Annotated in this window: 16 protein-coding genes and 1 pseudogene; 10 read left to right on the plus strand and 7 right to left on the minus strand. The window is 63.7% G+C overall.

What is annotated here, in order from left to right; translation table 11 throughout:
* The 9 genes and pseudogenes from HP546_RS12330 to HP546_RS12370 form a co-directional block, all read left to right on the plus strand.
* Positions 1–191, plus strand: a pseudogene (locus HP546_RS12330) (amine oxidase); the annotation flags it as partial.
* Positions 192–205: 14 nt separating this feature from the next.
* Positions 206–1000, plus strand: coding sequence for a carbon-nitrogen hydrolase family protein (locus HP546_RS12335; protein WP_172225127.1), 795 nt, complete (start codon positions 206–208; stop codon positions 998–1000).
* A gap of 134 nt (positions 1001–1134) precedes the next feature.
* Positions 1135–3423, plus strand: coding sequence for a pyrroloquinoline quinone biosynthesis protein PqqF (gene pqqF, locus HP546_RS12340; RefSeq protein WP_172225130.1), 2289 nt, complete (start codon positions 1135–1137; stop codon positions 3421–3423).
* A 171-nt stretch (positions 3424–3594) separates the two neighbouring features.
* A complete protein-coding gene (gene pqqA, locus HP546_RS12345; RefSeq protein WP_003243383.1) occupies positions 3595–3666 on the plus strand; it encodes a pyrroloquinoline quinone precursor peptide PqqA in 72 nt (23 codons plus the stop codon).
* 95 nt (positions 3667–3761) lie between these two features.
* On the plus strand, positions 3762–4673 hold the full coding sequence (pqqB, locus tag HP546_RS12350; protein WP_172225133.1) for a pyrroloquinoline quinone biosynthesis protein PqqB: 912 nt from the start codon (positions 3762–3764) through the stop codon (positions 4671–4673).
* A 102-nt stretch (positions 4674–4775) separates the two neighbouring features.
* Positions 4776–5531 (plus strand): pyrroloquinoline-quinone synthase PqqC, encoded by a 756-nt coding sequence (gene pqqC / locus HP546_RS12355; protein WP_172225136.1) that lies wholly within the window; start codon positions 4776–4778, stop codon positions 5529–5531.
* Positions 5528–5803, plus strand: a complete 276-nt coding sequence (pqqD, locus tag HP546_RS12360) for a pyrroloquinoline quinone biosynthesis peptide chaperone PqqD (RefSeq protein ID WP_172225139.1) — start codon at positions 5528–5530, stop codon at positions 5801–5803. The genes pqqC and pqqD overlap by 4 nt, the downstream gene beginning before the upstream one ends.
* Complete coding sequence (pqqE, locus tag HP546_RS12365) at positions 5775–6935, plus strand: pyrroloquinoline quinone biosynthesis protein PqqE (protein ID WP_172225142.1); 1161 nt, start codon at positions 5775–5777, stop codon at positions 6933–6935. The genes pqqD and pqqE overlap by 29 nt, the downstream gene beginning before the upstream one ends.
* On the plus strand, positions 6901–8724 hold the full coding sequence (locus tag HP546_RS12370; protein ID WP_172225145.1) for a S9 family peptidase: 1824 nt from the start codon (positions 6901–6903) through the stop codon (positions 8722–8724). Before pqqE ends, HP546_RS12370 begins: the two co-directional genes overlap by 35 nt.
* Positions 8725–8844: 120 nt before the next feature.
* Here the strand turns inward: HP546_RS12370 and HP546_RS12375 are convergent, their stop codons facing one another.
* Both HP546_RS12375 and HP546_RS12380 read right to left on the minus strand, forming a co-directional pair.
* Entirely contained in the window at positions 8845–9003 is a 159-nt protein-coding gene (locus HP546_RS12375; RefSeq protein WP_033727371.1) for a YqaE/Pmp3 family membrane protein, read from the minus strand.
* Positions 9004–9150: 147 nt separating this feature from the next.
* Positions 9151–10431 (minus strand): aspartate aminotransferase family protein, encoded by a 1281-nt coding sequence (locus HP546_RS12380; RefSeq protein WP_172225148.1) that lies wholly within the window; start codon positions 10429–10431, stop codon positions 9151–9153.
* A gap of 210 nt (positions 10432–10641) precedes the next feature.
* Here HP546_RS12380 and HP546_RS12385 point away from each other — a divergent pair, with 210 nt between their 5' ends.
* On the plus strand, positions 10642–11565 hold the full coding sequence (locus tag HP546_RS12385) for a LysR family transcriptional regulator (protein ID WP_172225151.1): 924 nt from the start codon (positions 10642–10644) through the stop codon (positions 11563–11565).
* A 253-nt stretch (positions 11566–11818) separates the two neighbouring features.
* On the opposite strand, the gene HP546_RS12390 is transcribed toward HP546_RS12385, so the two are convergent.
* From HP546_RS12390 to bioD, 5 genes are all read right to left on the minus strand, one after another.
* Positions 11819–13597 carry an acyl-CoA dehydrogenase C-terminal domain-containing protein gene (locus tag HP546_RS12390; RefSeq protein WP_172225154.1) on the minus strand — a complete coding sequence of 593 codons (1779 nt, stop codon included), beginning with the start codon at positions 13595–13597 and terminating at the stop codon, positions 11819–11821.
* A gap of 124 nt (positions 13598–13721) precedes the next feature.
* On the minus strand, positions 13722–15005 hold the full coding sequence (locus tag HP546_RS12395; RefSeq protein WP_172225157.1) for a diguanylate cyclase: 1284 nt from the start codon (positions 15003–15005) through the stop codon (positions 13722–13724).
* A 258-nt stretch (positions 15006–15263) separates the two neighbouring features.
* Positions 15264–17069: a phenylacyl-CoA dehydrogenase gene (locus tag HP546_RS12400; protein ID WP_172225160.1), complete on the minus strand. Its 1806-nt coding sequence runs from the start codon at positions 17067–17069 to the stop codon at positions 15264–15266.
* A 286-nt stretch (positions 17070–17355) separates the two neighbouring features.
* On the minus strand, positions 17356–17652 hold the full coding sequence (locus tag HP546_RS12405; RefSeq protein ID WP_172225163.1) for a pyrroloquinoline quinone biosynthesis protein PqqE: 297 nt from the start codon (positions 17650–17652) through the stop codon (positions 17356–17358).
* A 143-nt stretch (positions 17653–17795) separates the two neighbouring features.
* On the minus strand, positions 17796–18082 hold a 287-nt coding region (bioD, locus tag HP546_RS12410), incomplete at its 5' end, for an ATP-dependent dethiobiotin synthetase BioD (RefSeq protein WP_172225166.1).

Below are 18082 nucleotides of genomic sequence, written 5' to 3' on the forward strand. Positions count from 1 at the left end.
CCGAGCAGCGCGGTATCTTCATCGCCGGTGACGACGTGTCATGGACCCCGGCCTGGGTAGAAGGCGCGGTGCAGACGTCGCTGAATGCAGTGTGGGGTATCATCAACCACTTCGGTGGCAGCACCCACCCGGACAACCCCGGCCCAGGCGATGTGTTCGACGAGATCGGCCCGATCGCCCTGGCTGACTGATTGAAGGAGGCGCCATGCGCATTGCTCTGTTCCAGGGCACCCCCCAGCCGCTGGACGTGACCGGTAACTTGCAGCGGCTGCGCCACCAGGCGCAGCTGGCGGCCGAGCGCGGTGCGCAGTTGCTGGTGTGCCCGGAAATGTTCATCAGCGGCTACAACATCGGCCTGGGCCAGGTCGAGCGCCTGGCCGAAACCAGCGACGGCCTGGCAGCCATGGCTGTAGTGGAGATCGCACAGGCGCACCGCATCGCCATCGTCTACGGCTACCCGGAGCGCGGCGATGATGGGGCAATCTACAACAGTGTGCAGCTGATCGATGCGCACGGCCGCAGCCTGAGCAACTACCGCAAGACACACCTGTTCGGCGAACTGGACCGCTCGATGTTCAGCGCCGGCAGCGACCACTTCCCGGTGGTCGAGCTTGACGGCTGGAAGGTTGGCCTGCTGATCTGCTACGACATCGAGTTCCCGGAGAATGCCCGGCGCCTGGCGCTGGAAGGTGCCGAGCTGATCCTGGTGCCGACGGCGAACATGGAGCCCTATGACTTTGTCTGCCAGGTGACCGTTAGGGCACGGGCGCAGGAGAACCAGTGCTACCTGGTGTATGCCAACTACTGCGGCGCGGAAGACGAGATCCACTATTGCGGGCAGAGCAGCATCATCGGCCCGGATGGCAGCGTGCTGGCCATGGCTGGGCGCGATGAGTGCCAGTTGCTGGCGGAGCTGGAGCATGAGCGGGTGAGTCAAGGGCGCGAGGCTTTTCCCTACCTCACCGACTTGCGCCAGGAGCTGCACCTGCGCAAGGGGTGATGGCTACCAGCGGGAGCTTCTCGGGTCTTTTGGCAGATTGCATCAGGCAAGCACCTTTGAGCCCTGATGCGATCCCTATGCGGCCGGGCCTGCCAACAAATGGGTTAGCATGGACAACATCCACCGGAGCCCCCATGCCTGATGCCACCCGCCACCTCACGCTCGCCAACGGCCTGCAGCTGACCCTGCGCCACGCCCCGCGCCTGAAGCGCTCGGCGGCGGCCCTGCGGGTGCACGCGGGCAGCCATGACGCCCCGGCCAAGTGGCCCGGCCTGGCCCACTTTCTCGAACACCTGTTCTTCCTCGGCACTGCGCGCTTCCCGCTGCATGACGGCCTGATGCGCTATGTGCAGGCCCTCGGCGGCCAGGTCAACGCCAGCACTCGTGAGCGCAACACCGACTTTTTCTTCGAGGTGCCTTCCGCTGCCTTTGCCGGAGGCCTCGAACGCCTGTGCCAGATGCTTGCCCAGCCAGACCTGGGCATCCAGCGCCAACGCCGTGAACGGGAGGTGATCCACGCCGAGTTCATTGCCTGGTCGCGCAACCCGCAGGCCCAGCAGCAGTTTGCCTTGCTGCAATCCGTGTCGCGCGCGCATCCGCTGGGCGCTTTTCATGCCGGTAACCGACACACCCTGGCCCTGCACGACCCGGCTTTTCAGCAGGCGCTTGCAGGCTTTCACCAGCGCTTCTACCAGGGCGGCCAGATCGTCTTGAGCCTGTGCGGCCCGCAGCCGCTGGATGAGCTGGAACAGCTGGGTCGGCAACATGCCGCGTTGTTCGCAACGGGTGAGCACGTACCGCAAGTCCCGCCGCCGCCACTGGCGCCGACGCCCATGCCGCATGTTTTCACGCACGACAACCTCCCGGCAGGTGCCGAGCAGGCACTGGAGCTGCTGATCGCCTTGCTCGGCGACAGTCGCCCAGGTACCTGGTTGGGTGCACTGCGCCAACGTGGCTGGCTCCACAGTTTCAAGGCCGAGCCGCTATACGCCTTCGGCGGGCAGCTGCTGTGGCACATTGAGCTGAAGCTCGGCGCAGACGCGTGCACCGACGAAGCCACTGCCCTGCTGCACAGTTGGTTCGGTTTCATTCGCCGGGCCGAGCCTGCCCTGTTGAACCGCGAATTCGGCTTGCTGCAGCACAGCCGCGAACGCAGTGTCAGCGCGCTTGAGCTGGCCCGCCGGGACAGCAGCAAACAGCCGTTCGCCGGGCTGGATGCGCAAGCGATGCAAGGCTTCCGTGCCCTGCTGGAAGGCCTGCCCTGCACCGAGGGTGGTCAATGGCACCTGCCCCCTGTCGACGCTTTGCTGATGGCAGATTTGCCCACGGCCCCGCCGCAGCCACTGCCGGTGGCGCTGAAAGTAAGCGAGCTACTCCCTGGCACCCGCCAGTACGCTGCGCTGTACTTGCGCTGGCATGTAACTTCGACGCTGCGCCAGCACTTGCAGGGCGTGCTCGAACAAGCCCTCGTGCCACTGCAGGAGCGCTGCGGGCGTGCATCGGTGCAGTTGCAGTTCAGCAGCGCTGGCGAGTACTGGCAATTACGCTGCGCCGGGCTGCCGGCAGCTGTGCTTCGGGCCGTGGAACAGGCCTTGGCCCTGATGCGCAAGCCCCCAGCCAGTTGTTGGCAGCCCTGCGCAGCAGCGCGTCCGGCGCTGGTGCCCATCCGGGCCTTGCTCGAACAATTGCCGCAGGCAGTATCAGGCGGGCAGCCCGCCCCTGTAACTGCCCGCACGCTGGAACAAGCGCAACTCGACAGCCTGTGGCAGCACACCCATTGGCAGGGGCTGGCCGCAGGCTTCGAAGATGCCGCGCTAGCCGCTTTGGCTGCCGCACTGCAGCACTGCCCGGGGCAAGGTTCGTCGGTCGCCCCAGCGCCCAGATGGGCAAAGCGACGCTGGCAGCATGCCGTGGTGGCTGGCAGTGAGCATGCATTGCTGCTGTTCTGCCCTGTCCCTGCGGACAACGAAGCCACAGGCCGGCTGCTCGCCCAATTGCTGCAAGGTCCGGTCTACCAACGGCTACGGGTCGAGCTGCAACTCGGCTACGCGGTATTCAGCGCCTTTCGTCAGGTCGAGGGCGTGGGCGGCTTGTTGTTCGGCGTGCAGTCGCCGCACACCAGCCCTGCCCGCATCCTCGACCACATACTCACCCTGCTGGGTCACGGCGTCAGCCTGGATCCGGCTGCCCGCCAAGCATTGGCCGGGCAATTCGACGAAGCCGCCATGGCCAATGCCGAAGTCGCCGAATGGGCGTGGCAGACACACCTGGCTACACAACCTGGCCAGCTACAGGCGCTAAATAGGACTATTCTGAAAACGCGGCAGACGGATCTGGACCAGCTGCTGAGCAACCTGCTCGACCCAGGGTCCACCTGGCTATGCCTGGCCAACGCTGCCGCGCCAGACTCTTTCTGGCGCTGAGCCAGTCCGGCGATTGTTACGCGAACTGCAAGGGCACTTTTCGAATAATTAACCTTTCGGTACAAAATTTTCTTGTAAGATAGCGCAATCCCAGTTTGGGGAACCTCCTGCACATGGCGGTACCCAAGTAGTAGCTCAGCCACCCAAAACCCATCCGGAAGGAGTAATCCCATGTGGACCAAACCTGCTTACACTGATCTGCGTATCGGCTTCGAAGTCACCATGTACTTCGCTAACCGCTAAGCCCGGCTTACGGTTCCACGCCTCGGCCCGCCGGGGCGTTTTCGTTTTTCCGATCCGGTTTTCTGCATAGCCGGTTTTCTGCATAGAGAGTGGCCATGTTCATCCAGGTTCTCGGCTCCGCCGCCGGTGGCGGGTTCCCACAGTGGAACTGCAACTGCGTCAACTGCAAAGGCTTGCGCGATGGCACCCTGCGGGCCACGGCACGCACCCAGTCGTCCATTGCCCTGTCCGACGACGGCGTGCACTGGGTGCTGTGCAATGCCTCCCCCGACATCCGCGCCCAGCTGCAGGCATTCGCGCCCATGCAGCCGGCCCGTGCCCTGCGCGACACCGGCATCAACGCCATCGTCCTGCTGGACAGCCAGATCGACCACACCACCGGCCTGCTCAGCCTGCGCGAAGGCTGCCCGCACCAGGTGTGGTGCACCGAAATGGTCCACCAGGACCTCTCCACCGGCTTCCCGCTGTTCAACATGCTCAGCCACTGGAACGGTGGCCTGCAGTGGAACCGCATCGAGCTGCAAGGCAGCTTCGTGATCGACGCCTGCCCCAACCTGCGCTTCACCCCGTTCCCCCTGCGCAGCGCCGCGCCGCCCTACTCGCCGCACCGTTTCGACCCGCACCCGGGCGACAATCTAGGCCTGCTGGTGGAGGACACCCGCACCGGCGGCAAGCTGTTCTACGCCCCGGGCCTGGGGCAGGTCGATGAGAAGCTGCTGGCGATGATGCATGGCGCCGACTGCCTGCTGGTCGATGGCACCCTGTGGGAAGACGATGAAATGCAGCGCCGCGGCGTGGGCACCCGCACCGGCCGCGAGATGGGCCACCTGGCACAGAACGGGCCCGGCGGCATGCTGGAAGTGCTCGACAGCTTCCCGCGCCAGCGCAAGGTACTTATCCACATCAACAACACCAACCCGATTCTCGACGAAGATTCGCCCGAGCGCGCCGAGGTACTGCGCCGGGGCGTGGAAGTCGCCTTCGATGGCATGAGCATCGAGTTGTAAACACTCTGCAAGGCAACACAAGACCCTGTGGGAGCGGGCACGCCCGCTCCCACAGGGGCCGTGTATGTCCGGCCAGACAATCCTTCTACAGGAGCCAGCGGAATGAGCGACGCACTGCCAATGTCCCCTGCCGAATTCGAGCAGGCCCTGCGCGCCAAGGGCGCCTATTACCACATCCATCACCCCTACCACGTGGCGATGTACCAGGGCCGCGCCACCCGTGAGCAGATCCAGGGCTGGGTGGCCAACCGTTTCTACTACCAGGTCAACATCCCCATGAAGGATGCCGCGATCCTGGCCAACTGCCCGGACCGTGAAGTACGCCGTGAGTGGATCCAGCGCCTGCTCGACCACGATGGCGCTCCCGGCGAGGACGGCGGCATCGAAGCCTGGCTGCGCCTGGGCCAGGCCGTGGGCCTCGACCCGGACCAGCTGCGTTCTCAGGAACTGGTGCTGCCGGGCGTGCGTTTTGCCGTGGACGCCTACGTCAACTTCGCCCGCCGGGCCAGCTGGCAGGAAGCGGCGAGCAGCTCGCTGACCGAGCTGTTCGCCCCGCAAATCCACCAGTCGCGCCTGGACAGCTGGCCGCAGCACTACCCGTGGATCGACCCGGCCGGCTATGAGTACTTCCGCACCCGCCTGGGCCAGGCTCGGCGTGACGTGGAGCACGGCCTGGCGATCACCCTGCAGCACTACACCACCCGCGCCGGCCAGGAGCGTATGCTGGAAATACTGCAGTTCAAGCTGGATATCCTCTGGAGCATGCTCGACGCCATGAGCATGGCCTACGAGCTGAACCGCCCGCCCTATCACTCTGTCACCCAGCAACGGGTGTGGCACAAGGGGATCACCCTATGAGTCTCGACCGCAACCAGGTGCCCAGCTGGCGCCCCGGCTACCGCTTCCAGTACGAGCCGGCGCAAAAAGGCCATGTGCTGCTGTACCCCGAGGGCATGATCAAACTCAACGACAGCGCCAGCCTGATCGGTGGCCTGATAGACGGCCAGCGTGACGTGGCCGCTATCATCAGCGAACTCGAACAGCAATTCCCCGGTGTCCCGGAAGTGGCCGATGACATCGAGCAATTCATGGAGGTGGCCCGTGCCGAACACTGGATCGTCCTCGCCTGACGTGCCGCCCACGCCCGAGGTCGGCCTGCCGCTGTGGCTGCTGGCCGAGCTCACCTACCGCTGTCCGTTGCAGTGCCCGTACTGCTCCAACCCGCTGGACTTCGCGGCCCAGGGTCAAGAGCTGAACACCGAACAATGGTTCAAGGTAATGGCCGAAGCGCGGGAAATGGGCGCGGCACAAATCGGCTTTTCCGGGGGCGAACCGTTGGTACGCCAGGACCTCGCCGAACTGATCGGCGAGGCCCGCCGACTGGGCTACTACACCAACCTGATCACCTCCGGCATCGGCCTGACCGAAGCGCGCATCGCCGACTTCAAAAAAGCCGGCCTGGACCACATCCAGATCAGTTTCCAGGCCAGCGACGAGCAGGTCAACAACCTGCTGGCCGGCTCGAAGAAGGCCTTTGCGCAAAAGTTGGAAATGGCTCGCGCAGTGAAGGCCCACGGCTACCCGATGGTGCTCAACTTCGTCACCCACCGGCACAATATCGACAAGACCGACCGTATCATCGAGCTGTGCATCGCCCTGGAGGCCGACTTCGTCGAGCTCGCCACGTGCCAGTTCTACGGCTGGGCGCACCTCAACCGCCTGGGCCTGTTGCCGACCCGCGCCCAGCTGGAGCGGGCCGAGCGCGTCACCAACCAATACCGGGACAAGCTCAAGGCCGAGGGCAACCCGTGCAAGCTGATCTTCGTCACCCCGGACTACTATGAAGAGCGCCCCAAGGCCTGCATGAACGGCTGGGGCAACCTGTTCCTCACCATCACCCCCGACGGCACCGCCCTGCCCTGCCACGGCGCTCGCCAGCTGCCGGTGCAGTTCCCCAACGTGCGGGATCACGACCTGAAACACATCTGGTACCACTCGTTCGGCTTCAACCGCTTCCGTGGCTACGAGTGGATGCGCGAACCGTGCCGCTCCTGCGACGAGAAAGAAAAGGACTTCGGCGGCTGCCGCTGCCAGGCCTTCATGCTGACCGGCGATGCCAGCAACGCCGACCCGGTGTGCGCCAAATCGGCCGACCACGGCATCATCCTCAAGGCCCGCGAGGAGGCAGAAACCGCCCAGCTCGCCATCGAAGAGATGACCTTCCGCAATGAACGAAACTCACGTGTCATCGCCCGCGGCTGAATTCAGCGCGGCACAAGCGGTTGCCGCCGGCACCGACTTCACTGAACTGAAGGTCAGCGACCAAGGCCTGTTCTGGAACGAATTCCGCCCGGCCGATGGCGCTTGCCGCATCTGGCACTGGCAGTACCAGCAGGCCCGCTGCCTGACGCCCGACGGCTTCAGTGTGCGAAGCCGGGTTTACGAGTATGGCGGCGGCAGCTTTTGCCTGAGCGACGACGGGCTGGTGTTCGTCAACGAAAAGGATCAGCAGGTCTACACCCAGCATCTGTACGACTCACCGCCGCGCGCCGTGACCTGTGATGCCAGCTGCCGCTACGGCGACGTGCAGTGGCACAACGGCACGATTCTGGCCATCGAGGAGCAGCATGCCGAGCAGGTGGAGCATCGCCTGGTGGCGTTGGGTGAAGGCTGCCGCGAGGTGCTGGCCGAGGGCGCCGACTTCTACGCCGCACCCACCGTGAGTGCAGATGGCCAGCGCCTGGCGTGGATCGAATGGGACCGCCCGGCACAGCCCTGGACCGTCACCCGGCTGATGTGTCGCACGCGCGACGCCCACGGCCACTGGGGGCAGGCGCGGTGTGTGGCCGCCGCTGAAGAGTCGTTGCAGCAACCACGGTTCGATGCCGAGGGCCGGCTCTACTGCCTGTCCGACCGCAATGGCTTCTGGCAGCCCTGGGGCGAGGTCGATGGGCACTGGCAGCCGCTGCCAGCAGAGCCTGCCGACCATGCCGCTGCACCTTGGCAACTGGGTACCTGCACCTGGTTGGCGCTAGGGCCGCAACGCTACCTGGCCAGCTGGTTCGAAGACGGTTTCGGGCAACTGGGACTGCGCACGCCCGACGCCCCCACGGAACGGTTCGCCAGTGCGTATACGCGCTTTCGCCACCTGGCCATGGATTGCCAACACATCTATGCCATTGCCGCCTCGCCAATCAGTCCGCCAGCAGTCATAGCCGTCGACCGTAGCAACCACGAGGTGCGCGTGCTCGCCGGTGGTGCCGAGATACTCCCGGCGGAGCAGATCAGCCTTGCGCAGTCGATCCACTATGGCAAGGCAGGCAACCAGGCCCACGGTTTCTTCTACCCGGCGGCCGGCGGTGAACGTGCCACGCCGCTGGTGGTATTCATCCACGGCGGCCCTACCTCGGCCTGTTACCCGGTGCTCGATCCGCGCATCCAGTACTGGACCCAGCGCGGTTTCGCCGTAGCCGACCTCAACTACCGAGGCAGCACCGGCTATGGCCGGGAATACCGCCAGGCGCTGCACCTGCGCTGGGGCGAAAGCGATGTGGCCGATGCCTGCGCGGCAGTCGAATACCTGGCTGCCCAGGGCTTGATCGACGGGCGCAAGGCGTTTATCCGCGGCGGCAGCGCCGGTGGCTACACCACCTTGTGCGCCCTGGCATTCCACGACGTGTTCCGCGCCGGCGCCAGCCTGTACGGGGTCAGCGACCCGATTGCCCTGGGCGTTGCCACGCACAAGTTCGAAGGGGATTACCTGGACTGGCTGATCGGCGACCCGCAACAGGATGCCGAACGCTATCGCCAGCGCACACCGCTGCTGCACGCGGGGCAGATCAAGGTGCCGGTGATTTTCTTCCAGGGTGAGCTGGATGCGGTGGTGGTGCCCGAGCAGACACGGTCGATGCTGGCCGCGTTGCAGGCTAACGGGATCGAAGCTGAGGCGCACTTCTACGCGGGAGAGCGCCATGGGTTCCGCAAGGCGGAGAACCTGGCCCATGCGCTGGAAGAAGAGTGGAAGTTCTATTGCAAGGTATTGGAGGGCTGACCCCGGGGCTGCGTTGCAGCCCCAATCGCCGGCAAGCCAGCTCCCTCAGCTACTGCACTGGCCTTGAGTGCGGCGCAATCCTCTGGGAGCCCGGCTTGCCGGCCATGAGGCCCTGAGTGGCTAGCGCTTGGCGATGATATACACGGCGTGCACGATGCCCGGAATGTAACCCAGCAAGGTCAACAAAATATTCAGCCAGAATGCTCCGGCAAACCCCACCTGCAGAAACACACCCAGCGGTGGCAGAAGAATGGCGATGATGATGCGAATAAAGTCCATGCGAGTCTCTCCTGAAGGGTTACATCAAAGACTAGCCGCCCGCCGTAGAGGTTCCACAGGCAAAAAAAAACGCCCCGGGCCGAATGAAACAGGCCAGGGGCGATGCGCAGGAACGCCAGACGGTTCGTAGAATTCTTTGCCAGACCGCTAAGCCGGCATCTCGCGGTGGGCCTGCTGCCGGGCATGCAGGCGGGCGAAGGCGCGGGCCAGGCGCAGCAGCATTTCGTCGATGTTGCCCTTGCTCACGGTCAGCGCAGGCGAAAAACGCACCACATCCGCTTGCGGCGCATTGAGCAGCAGGCCTTCATGCAGAGCTGCGGCCACCAGCTCGCGGGCCAGGTTTTCTTTCAACTGCAGCGCCCACAACAGGCCTTGCCCGCGCACCTCGCCCTGGCCATAACGCCCGGTCAGGCGGCAGAGGCCTTCGCGCAGGTGGCGACCATTGTCCTGCACCTGTTCGAAAAAGCCCGGCTCCAGCACGGTATCCAGCACCGCCAGGCCAGCGGCACACATCAGTGCATTGCCATGGTGACTGCCTTCCAGTTCGCCTGGCTCGGCGCAGCACGCTGTACCACGGGCCAGCAGGGCGGCCAGCGGCACGCCACCACCCAGGCCCTTGCCCAGGGTGATGATGTCGGCCCGTACGCCGTAGGTCTGCTCTGCCAACATCGCGCCACAGCGGCCGATACCGGTCTGCACTTCATCGAGGATCAGCAGGATGCCCAGTTCGCGGCACAGTGTTTCCACACCCTTGAGGTATTCCTGGGTGGCAGGGATCACCCCCGCCTCGCCCTGTATCGGCTCAAGCATGATCGCCACCGTGCGCGAGTCCACCTCGGCGTGCAGGGCTGCCAGGTCGTTGAACGGCACTTTGCTGAAACCAGGCAGGCCGGGCTCACAGCGGATGCAAGGCAGTGGGTCGGAAGCCGACAGTGCACCCAGGCTGCGACCATGGCAGGCCTGGCTGGCGGTGATGATGTGATAGGCGCCGTTGCGGTGCAGCTGGCCCCACTTGCGCGCCAGCTTGATCGCGCCCTCACAGGCCTCGGCACCGCTGTTCAACAGGTACGCCTGATCGCTGCCGGTGCTCTGGCACAGGCGATTGACCAGCCCGAGCAGGCCGCGGCTGTGGAAGCCCGCGCCCGGATTGATCAGCGCCTGGGCCTGGTCGGCCAGCGCTTTCGCCAGCACGCTGGGGCTGTGGCCCAGGCTGTTGACTGCGCCACCTTGGGTGAAGTCCAGAAAGGCGTGCCCTTGGTTGTCCCACAACCAGGAGCCCTGCCCGCGCACGAATACCTGCGCTGCCCGTTCGGCGCTGGGCATCAGGCACTCACGCGAAAGCTCGGGTGCTTGCGCCACAACCACCGGCACACGCTTGGCCTCCGGGATGGCGGCAGGCGCCTGGCGGCGCAGGTTGAACAGGTTCATCAGGGCTCCAACCAATCACGGTAAGGGGCGGCCTCGGTGCGGTCTTGGTGCCGACACTCGATATTTTGCCTTGCCTATCAAAAGTGTTTTTCATCCGGGGTAACAATCAACCTGAATGTCGCTGTAACCCGTTGGAATACGGCGATAGACTAGGCCCAGCGAGGGGTTTCGACCATTTCGTTTTCCCAGCATTATTGATAAGTGTCGCTTATGGATTTCCGCCAACTGCGTTATTTCGTCGCGGTGTATGAAGAAGGCCACGTCGGCCGCGCCGCCGAGCGCCTGTCGCTGTCGCAGCCAGCCCTTTCCCAGCAGATCCGTCAGCTGGAGCACAGCCTCGACCTGAGCCTGTTCGAGCGCAGCAATAAACGCCTGCTGCCGACCCTGGCCGCACACACACTGTACAACCATGCCCTGCCACTGCTGGACGGCATGCAGCGCGCCCACGAGGCCATGCGCAACTTCAAGGGCCAGTCGCTGCGCACCCTGGCGATCGGCGTGTTGCAGACCGTACGGCCAAGCCTGGTGCCACAACTGCTCGAACGGCTGCGCAAGGCGCAGCCGCACCTTGTGGTGCAGATCTATGAGTTATCGGGGCTGGAGATCGAACGGCGCTTGCTTAGCGGCAACCTGGACATCGGTATCAGCTACCTGCCGCCCCGTCAGCCCGGTTTGCATGGCCTGTTGTTGTACGAAGACGAGCTGCAACTGGTCATCCCCGATACCCACCCACTCAAGGATTTCAAGAAGGTGTCTATCCGCCAGGCCGCAGAGCTGCCGATGTTGATGCTTGGCGAGGAGTTTCAGATCCGCCAGATCTGGCAGGCCCAGCTGGCCAGCCTGGGCCGCCGGCCGCAGGTGCAGGCGGAGATGAACAACATGGCGGGGATTCTCGACAGCCTGGGCCACACGGCGCTGGCCACCATCTTGCCGGGGCGGGCCAAGGAAGCCGCCGAGGATGACCAGGGGCTGCTGTGGAAGCCCTTGAGCGAGCCGCGGGTGCCGCTGAAGGTCGGCCTGGTATTCCGCGATGCACAGCGCCAGCAGGCCTCCGTGGAACTGCTGCGCACGCTGCTGGAGGAAGAAACGGATGCTCGCCTGTTGGCGGCATCACCGCTGGATGTGTTGGCCTGAAAAAACACCCGCACAAAGAAAACCCCGCCGAAGCGGGGTTTTCCAGACTGTTTCCCTGTGACATCCGTATCGCCCCGCCATCCTGGCAGGTGGTCCTTCGTCGTCATCCTTGATCTGTCCTTTGCGCTTCCTGCGCAACGTCCATGTGGTAAAGATTAACCGTGGATCCAATCTGAGAACAGTGGTGAAAAGTCACCACGGCGTGTAGGAAAAAGCTTACACAGGGGGATTCACTCGCAAATCCGCCGAAGTGTCAGAACTGCTCGGCGTCCAGCAGGAACAGTGACTCGCTGCCTGCCTGCACCGAAGCCACCAGCGAATCCACCCTTGGCAGCAACCGCGCAAAGTAGAACCGCGCCGTGCCCAGTTTGCCCGAATAGAAGCCCTCATCCCCCTCGCCAGCCTGCGCCGCGCGAGCCATCAGCGCCCACATATAGCCGTAGGCGACATAGCCAAAGGCATGCAGGTACTCGACCGAAGCCGCGCCGATCTCATTCGGGTTGCCCTTGGCCTGCTGCAGCACCCACTCGGTCAACCCGTCGAGCTTGTCGAGCGAAGCGCCGAGTGGCTTGGCAAATTCCTGCAACTCACTCCCTGCACTGGCAATGAACTGGCGAATCTCTTCGGAGAACAGCTTGTAGTACGCCCCGCCACTGGCCACTACCTTGCGGCCCATCAGGTCCAGGGCCTGAATACCGTTGGTGCCTTCGTAGATCTGGGTGATCCGCACGTCACGCACCAGCTGCTCCTGGCCCCACTCCCGGATGTAACCATGCCCGCCGAACACTTGCTGGCCGTGCACCGTGCACTCCAGGCCCAGGTCGGTCAGGAACGCCTTGGCCACCGGCGTCAGCAGCGCCACCAGTTCTTCGCTGCGTTTGCGCACGATGGCGTCTTCGCTGTACTTGGCACTGTCCAGCTGCATCGCCACGTAGGTGGAGAACGCTCGGCCACCCTCGATCAGCGCTTTCATGGTCAACAACATGCGCCGCACATCGGGGTGCACGATGATCGGGTCCGCGGCCTTGTCCTTGGCCTGCGGGCCTGTCGGGGCACGGCTTTGCAGGCGGTCGCGAGCGTAGTCCACGGCGTTCTGGTAGGAGCGCTCGGCAGACGCCAGGCCCTGGATGCCAACGCCCAGGCGCTCGTAGTTCATCATGGTGAACATGGCCGCCAGGCCCTTGTTCGGCTCGCCGACGATGTAGCCGACCGCTTCGTCGAAGTTCATCACACACGTGGCCGAGGCCTGGATGCCCATCTTGTGCTCGATCGAACCACAGGTGGCCGGGTTGCGTGCGCCCAGGCTACCGTCTGCGTTGACCAGCAATTTCGGCACCAGGAACAGCGAAATGCCTTTCGGCCCGGCCGGGGCATCCGGCAGCTTGGCCAGCACCAGGTGAATGATGTTCTCGGTGAGGTCGTGCTCGCCACCGGTAATGAATATCTTGGTGCCGCTGACCTTGTAGCTGCCATCGGCCTGGGGCTCGGCCTTGGTGCGGATGATGCCCAGATCGGTGCCGGCATGCGGCTCGGTCAGGCACATGGAGCCGGCCCACACGCCGGCATACATGTTTGGCAGATACTGTTCCTTCAGTGCCTCGCTGGCATGGGCATTGATGGACAGGCAGGCACCGGCGGTCAGCATCGGGTACAGGCCGAATGCCAGGCTGGAAGCATTGACCATTTCCTCGACCTGCGCCGAGATGGCCTTGGGCATGCCCATGCCGCCAAACAACGGGTCGCCACCCACGCCTACCCAGCCGCCTTCGGCGTAGGTGTTGTAGGCCTCGATGAAACCGGCCGGTGTGCGCACCGCGCCGTTTTCCCAGTGGCAGCCCTCTTCATCGGCGGCGCGGCTGAGCGGCGCGATGGACCTGGCGGTGACCTTGCCGGCTTCTTCCAGCACAGCCATGGCTGTTTCGGCATCGACAACCTCGGCCAGCCCGGGCAACTGGGCCCACTGCTCGGCCACGTTGAAGACTTCATTCAGTACGAAGCGCATGTCGCGCAGCGGCGCTTTATAGTCAGCCATGACAACCTCTCGCTAATCGGGTCGGCGCGGTCTCGGAGAACCGCGACACTGGGGTTACTGGCAGTGTAACCGAACAACTTTTACGAGACATAGGGTCATCAATAGACCGCAGGGTCCGTTTCGGTCACGCCGTACGTACTGCTCCACGCTGCGATTGTTGTCCATGCACCATGACACAATTGCGCCCCGCGCCCTTGGCGCTGTACAGCGCCTGATCGGCGGATTTCAACACGGCCTCGGGGTTGCGATGGTCGATCTGGCGCTCGGCCACGCCAATACTGATGGTGACCGAAACTGTCCCCCCAGCGCTGCCGGCCCGCCGCTGACGCCCGGCTGCATCATCCTGCGGGCGGCTATGCTGGTCGCGCAGGTGCATCACGTAGTTGGCGATCAGTTCGCGCGCGGCTTCCACGTGCGGCACGCATTCCTCGGCGGTCTTGCCGGCGAACACCAGGGCGAACTCTTCGCCGCCATAGCGATAGGCGCGACCACCGCCGGTAACCTTGGCCAGGCGGCTGGCAACCAGGCGCAACACCTGGTCGCCGACGTCGTGGCCATGGGTGTCGTTGAATTTCTTGAAATGGTCGACATCGGTCATCGCGATCACATAATTGCGCCCCAGGCGCTGCATGCGCTCGTTCAGTGCGCGCCGCCCGGGCAGGCCGGTCAACTCGTCGCGGAAGGCCATCTGGTAGGCCTCATGCGCTACCGCCGCAGCGATCATCAGCATCACCTGGCTGCACATGATGTTCAGGGTGAACGGCAGGATGAACGTTTGCGGCAGCATCCAGAAAATGCCCAGCAAGCCCGTCACTTGCGCGGCGTGCAGTGGCCGTGGTGCACGCAGGTACTGCACCACCAGCAGGATGAACACGACAATGAACATCGGGTAGACCAGCTGGATAAGGCTCATCCACTGGCCATGCAAGGCCGGCCAGCGGATCTCCGCCAACCAGCTCAGCAGCGCCTGCGGGTAGCTTTGCTCCAGGGCTACCGCCACGCTGCCCACGGCAAACAGCACGGCGCCGCGGGCAACCAGGTCCTGCAGCAGGTGGGTACGCTCCTGCCAGGCCCCGTACAACCCGAACAGGGCCGGCAGCAGCAGGCACACCAGATGGAAGATTACCGCCGCGTCCTCGCGCACGCGGCCGTGATCCCGGTAGAAGTCGGTCTGGGCGTCGAGCAGGAAGTAGGCGATGTACACCGTGAGCATCAGGAACAGCTCCCGCTGGCGCCGGTAAACCGCACAGTAAGCGCCGCCCAGCAGCAGGACCAAGGTGGGTAGTACATTGAACAGCGAAGTGAAAAAGACACTGAGGTCTCTAACGTAGGCTGCGGCCAGCCCTGCCAGCAACAAAAACAGCGAAGGCAGAAAATGGCTTGCCCGAACAGCATTAAAACGAAACAAGGGTAATCTCCAACCCGGCAGATCAATGATGGCATTGTGCCCTTACTTCATCGGCAGTGCACATGAACAGTTGAATTTGCGGTTGGATCAGATGGCCTCATCGCCGGCAAGCCAGCTCCCACAGGTACTGCACTGCCTTTCAGGCCACCTTGATTCCTGTGGGAACTGGCTTGCCGGCGATGGGCCGTACAGCGGCCCCAAAACGCACAAAACCCGCCTGCCGATGAAGGCAGGCGGGTTTTGGCTACAGCGGGTGGATCAGTACGACAGGCCGAAGCTTTCTTCGTCCATGTCCATCAGGTTGCTGGCACCCGACAGCATGGTCACCACATGCGTACGGGTACGCGGCAGGATACGCTGGAAGTAGAAGCGCGCAGTCTGCAGCTTGGCGGTGTAGAAGGCCTCTTCGCTGGTGCCGGCTGCCAGTTTCTCGGCCGCCAGGCGGGCGATATCGGCCCAGAAGTAGGCCAGGCAGGCGTAACCGGAATACATCAGGTAGTCGACCGAGGCCGCACCCACTTCCTCGCGGTCCTTCATCGCGGCCATGCCCACTTTCATGGTCAGTTCGCCCCACTCCTTGTTGATCGCCGCCAGTGGCTCGACGAACTCCTTGAGCGTGGCATTGCCTTCCTGTGCCTGGCAGAACTTGTGCACGATCTTGGTGAAGCCCTTCAGCGCCTCGCCCTGGGTCATCAGCACCTTACGACCGAGCAGGTCCAGCGCCTGGATGCCAGTGGTGCCTTCGTACAGCATGGAAATGCGGCTGTCGCGCACGTTCTGCTCCATGCCCCACTCGGCGATGAAACCATGGCCGCCGTAAATCTGTACGCCGTGGTTGGCAGCCTCGAAGCCGACTTCGGTCATGAACGCCTTGGCGATCGGAGTGAGGAAGGCCAACAGGGCGTCAGCCTTCTTGCGCTCTTCTTCGTCCTGGCTGTACTTGACGATGTCCACCTGCTTGGCAGTGAAGTACACCATGGCACGGTTGCCTTCGGCGAACGCTTTCATGGTCAACAGCATGCGGCGCACGTCCGGGTGCACGATGATCGGGTCGGCGGCCTTGTCCGGCGCTTTCGGGCCAGTCAGAGAACGCATCTGCAGGCGGTCACGGGCGTATTTCAGGCCACCCTGGAAGGCCACTTCGGCGTGCGCCAGGCCCTGCAGAGCGGTGCCCAGACGCGCAGTGTTCATGAAGGTGAACATACAGTTCAGGCCCTTGTTGGCCGGGCCGATCAGGTAGCCAGTGGCGCTGTCGAAGTTCATCACGCAGGTGGCGTTGCCGTGGATACCCATCTTGTGCTCGAGCGAGCCGCAGCTCACGCCGTTGCGCTCGCCCACGCCGCCTTCGGCGTTGGGCAGGAACTTCGGCACGATGAACAGCGAAATACCCTTGGTGCCGGCCGGTGCGTCCGGCAGGCGGGCCAGGACGATATGGACGATGTTATCGGCCATGTCGTGCTCACCGGCCGAAATGAAGATCTTGGTGCCCGAGACTTTGTAGCTGCCGTCAGCCTGTGGCTCGGCCTTGGTGCGCAGCATGCCCAGGTCGGTGCCGCAGTGTGGCTCGGTCAGGCACATGGTGCCGGTCCACTCGCCGGATACCAGCTTGGTCAGGTAGGTGTGCTGTTGCTCTTCGGTACCGTGCGCGGAAATGGTGTTCATCGCGCCGTGCGACAGGCCTGGGTACATACCCCACGACCAGTTCGAACCGCCGACCATTTCGCTCAGCGCCAGGCCCAGGGACTCTGGCAAGCCTTGGCCGCCATGCTCGACGTCGTGCGCCAGGCTCGGCCAGCCGCCTTCGACAAACTGCTCGTAGGCTTGCTTGAAGCCAGTCGGGGTTTTAACCCCGGACTCGCTCCAGGTGCAGCCTTCCAGATCACCGACACGGTTCAGCGGGGACAGCACCTGCTCACAGAACTTGGCGCCTTCTTCGAGGATCGCATCGACCATGTCCGGCGTTGCGTCCTGGCAGCCCGGGAGGCTCTGATAGTGCGCCTCATAGCCAAGCAGCTCGTCGCGAACGAAGCGGATATCACGCAAGGGGGCTTTGTAATCAGGCATTGCGGTGAACCTCTGTGTCAGTTCCGTGGGGTGACGAGCTCAGAGCGGCCGTCGATCAAACAGTTGTTTGAAACTTACGTTTAGCACGGACTTATGTCAAGGATGGACTATAGTGCCATTTACGCCACGAAAAATGGCTTTTACGCCAATCTCAGAAAAACCGCTGCCCCGGTGGGAGCGGGCGTGCCCGCGAAAGGGCCCGGCCAGACGCTTGAGGTGCCTGACCTGACGCATTCGCGGGCACGCCCGCTCCCACAGGGGGCTGTGTTTGATTCGAGGGGTTCCGTCAGGCGTAAGTATCGATGAACCGGCCGAGCATTTCGTCGGATGCCTTGGCGACCTTTGCGCCAAGCTCGACTTCAGTTTTGCCCACCGCCATCTGCACGGTGCTGGTGGCAAGGTCCATCTGCTGGCTGCGGTCAACTGCGCGCAGGCGCTCGGCCTGGAAGTCGCTGGACTGGCTGGTTGCGGTACGTTCGGCGCTGGTGTTGGCGATCTGGCCGGCGGCCTGATCGATGCGGTTCTGGCCGGACTGGATCGCGCTCAGGCCGGCATAGTAGGCGGAGCTACCGGTGATTTCCATGTCATTACTCCATTGACGCTGGATGACTAACAGGCCCAATTAAAGCAGGCCACAGGCAAAAAGGCCCGTTTAAATCCCTAATGGCCTGGTGCCAGTTGATAGGCCTTGGGCATTCCTGCACCGGCCCTATCGCCGGCAAGCCACTAATCCAGCAGATCCAGCTGCAGGTGCTCGGCCACCATGTCTGCGCTGGCCTGCTTCAGCTTGGGCACCCGCCCCAGGCAAGGCGCTGGCAGACGCTCGGCCAGGCTGGCCAGGTTTTCTTCCAGTCGCGAGGTACGGGGCTCGATGATGTTCGCCACCCAACCCGCCAACTGCAAGCCATCCCGCGCAATCGCCTCGGCGCTCAGCAAGGCATGGCTGATACAACCCAGCCGCACCCCTACTACCAGGATCACCGGCAAGTCCAAGGCGACGGCCAGATCGGACA

The organism is Pseudomonas sp. CM25, assembly GCF_013179705.1.
In the GTDB taxonomy this organism is placed as follows: Bacteria; Pseudomonadota; Gammaproteobacteria; order Pseudomonadales; family Pseudomonadaceae; genus Aquipseudomonas.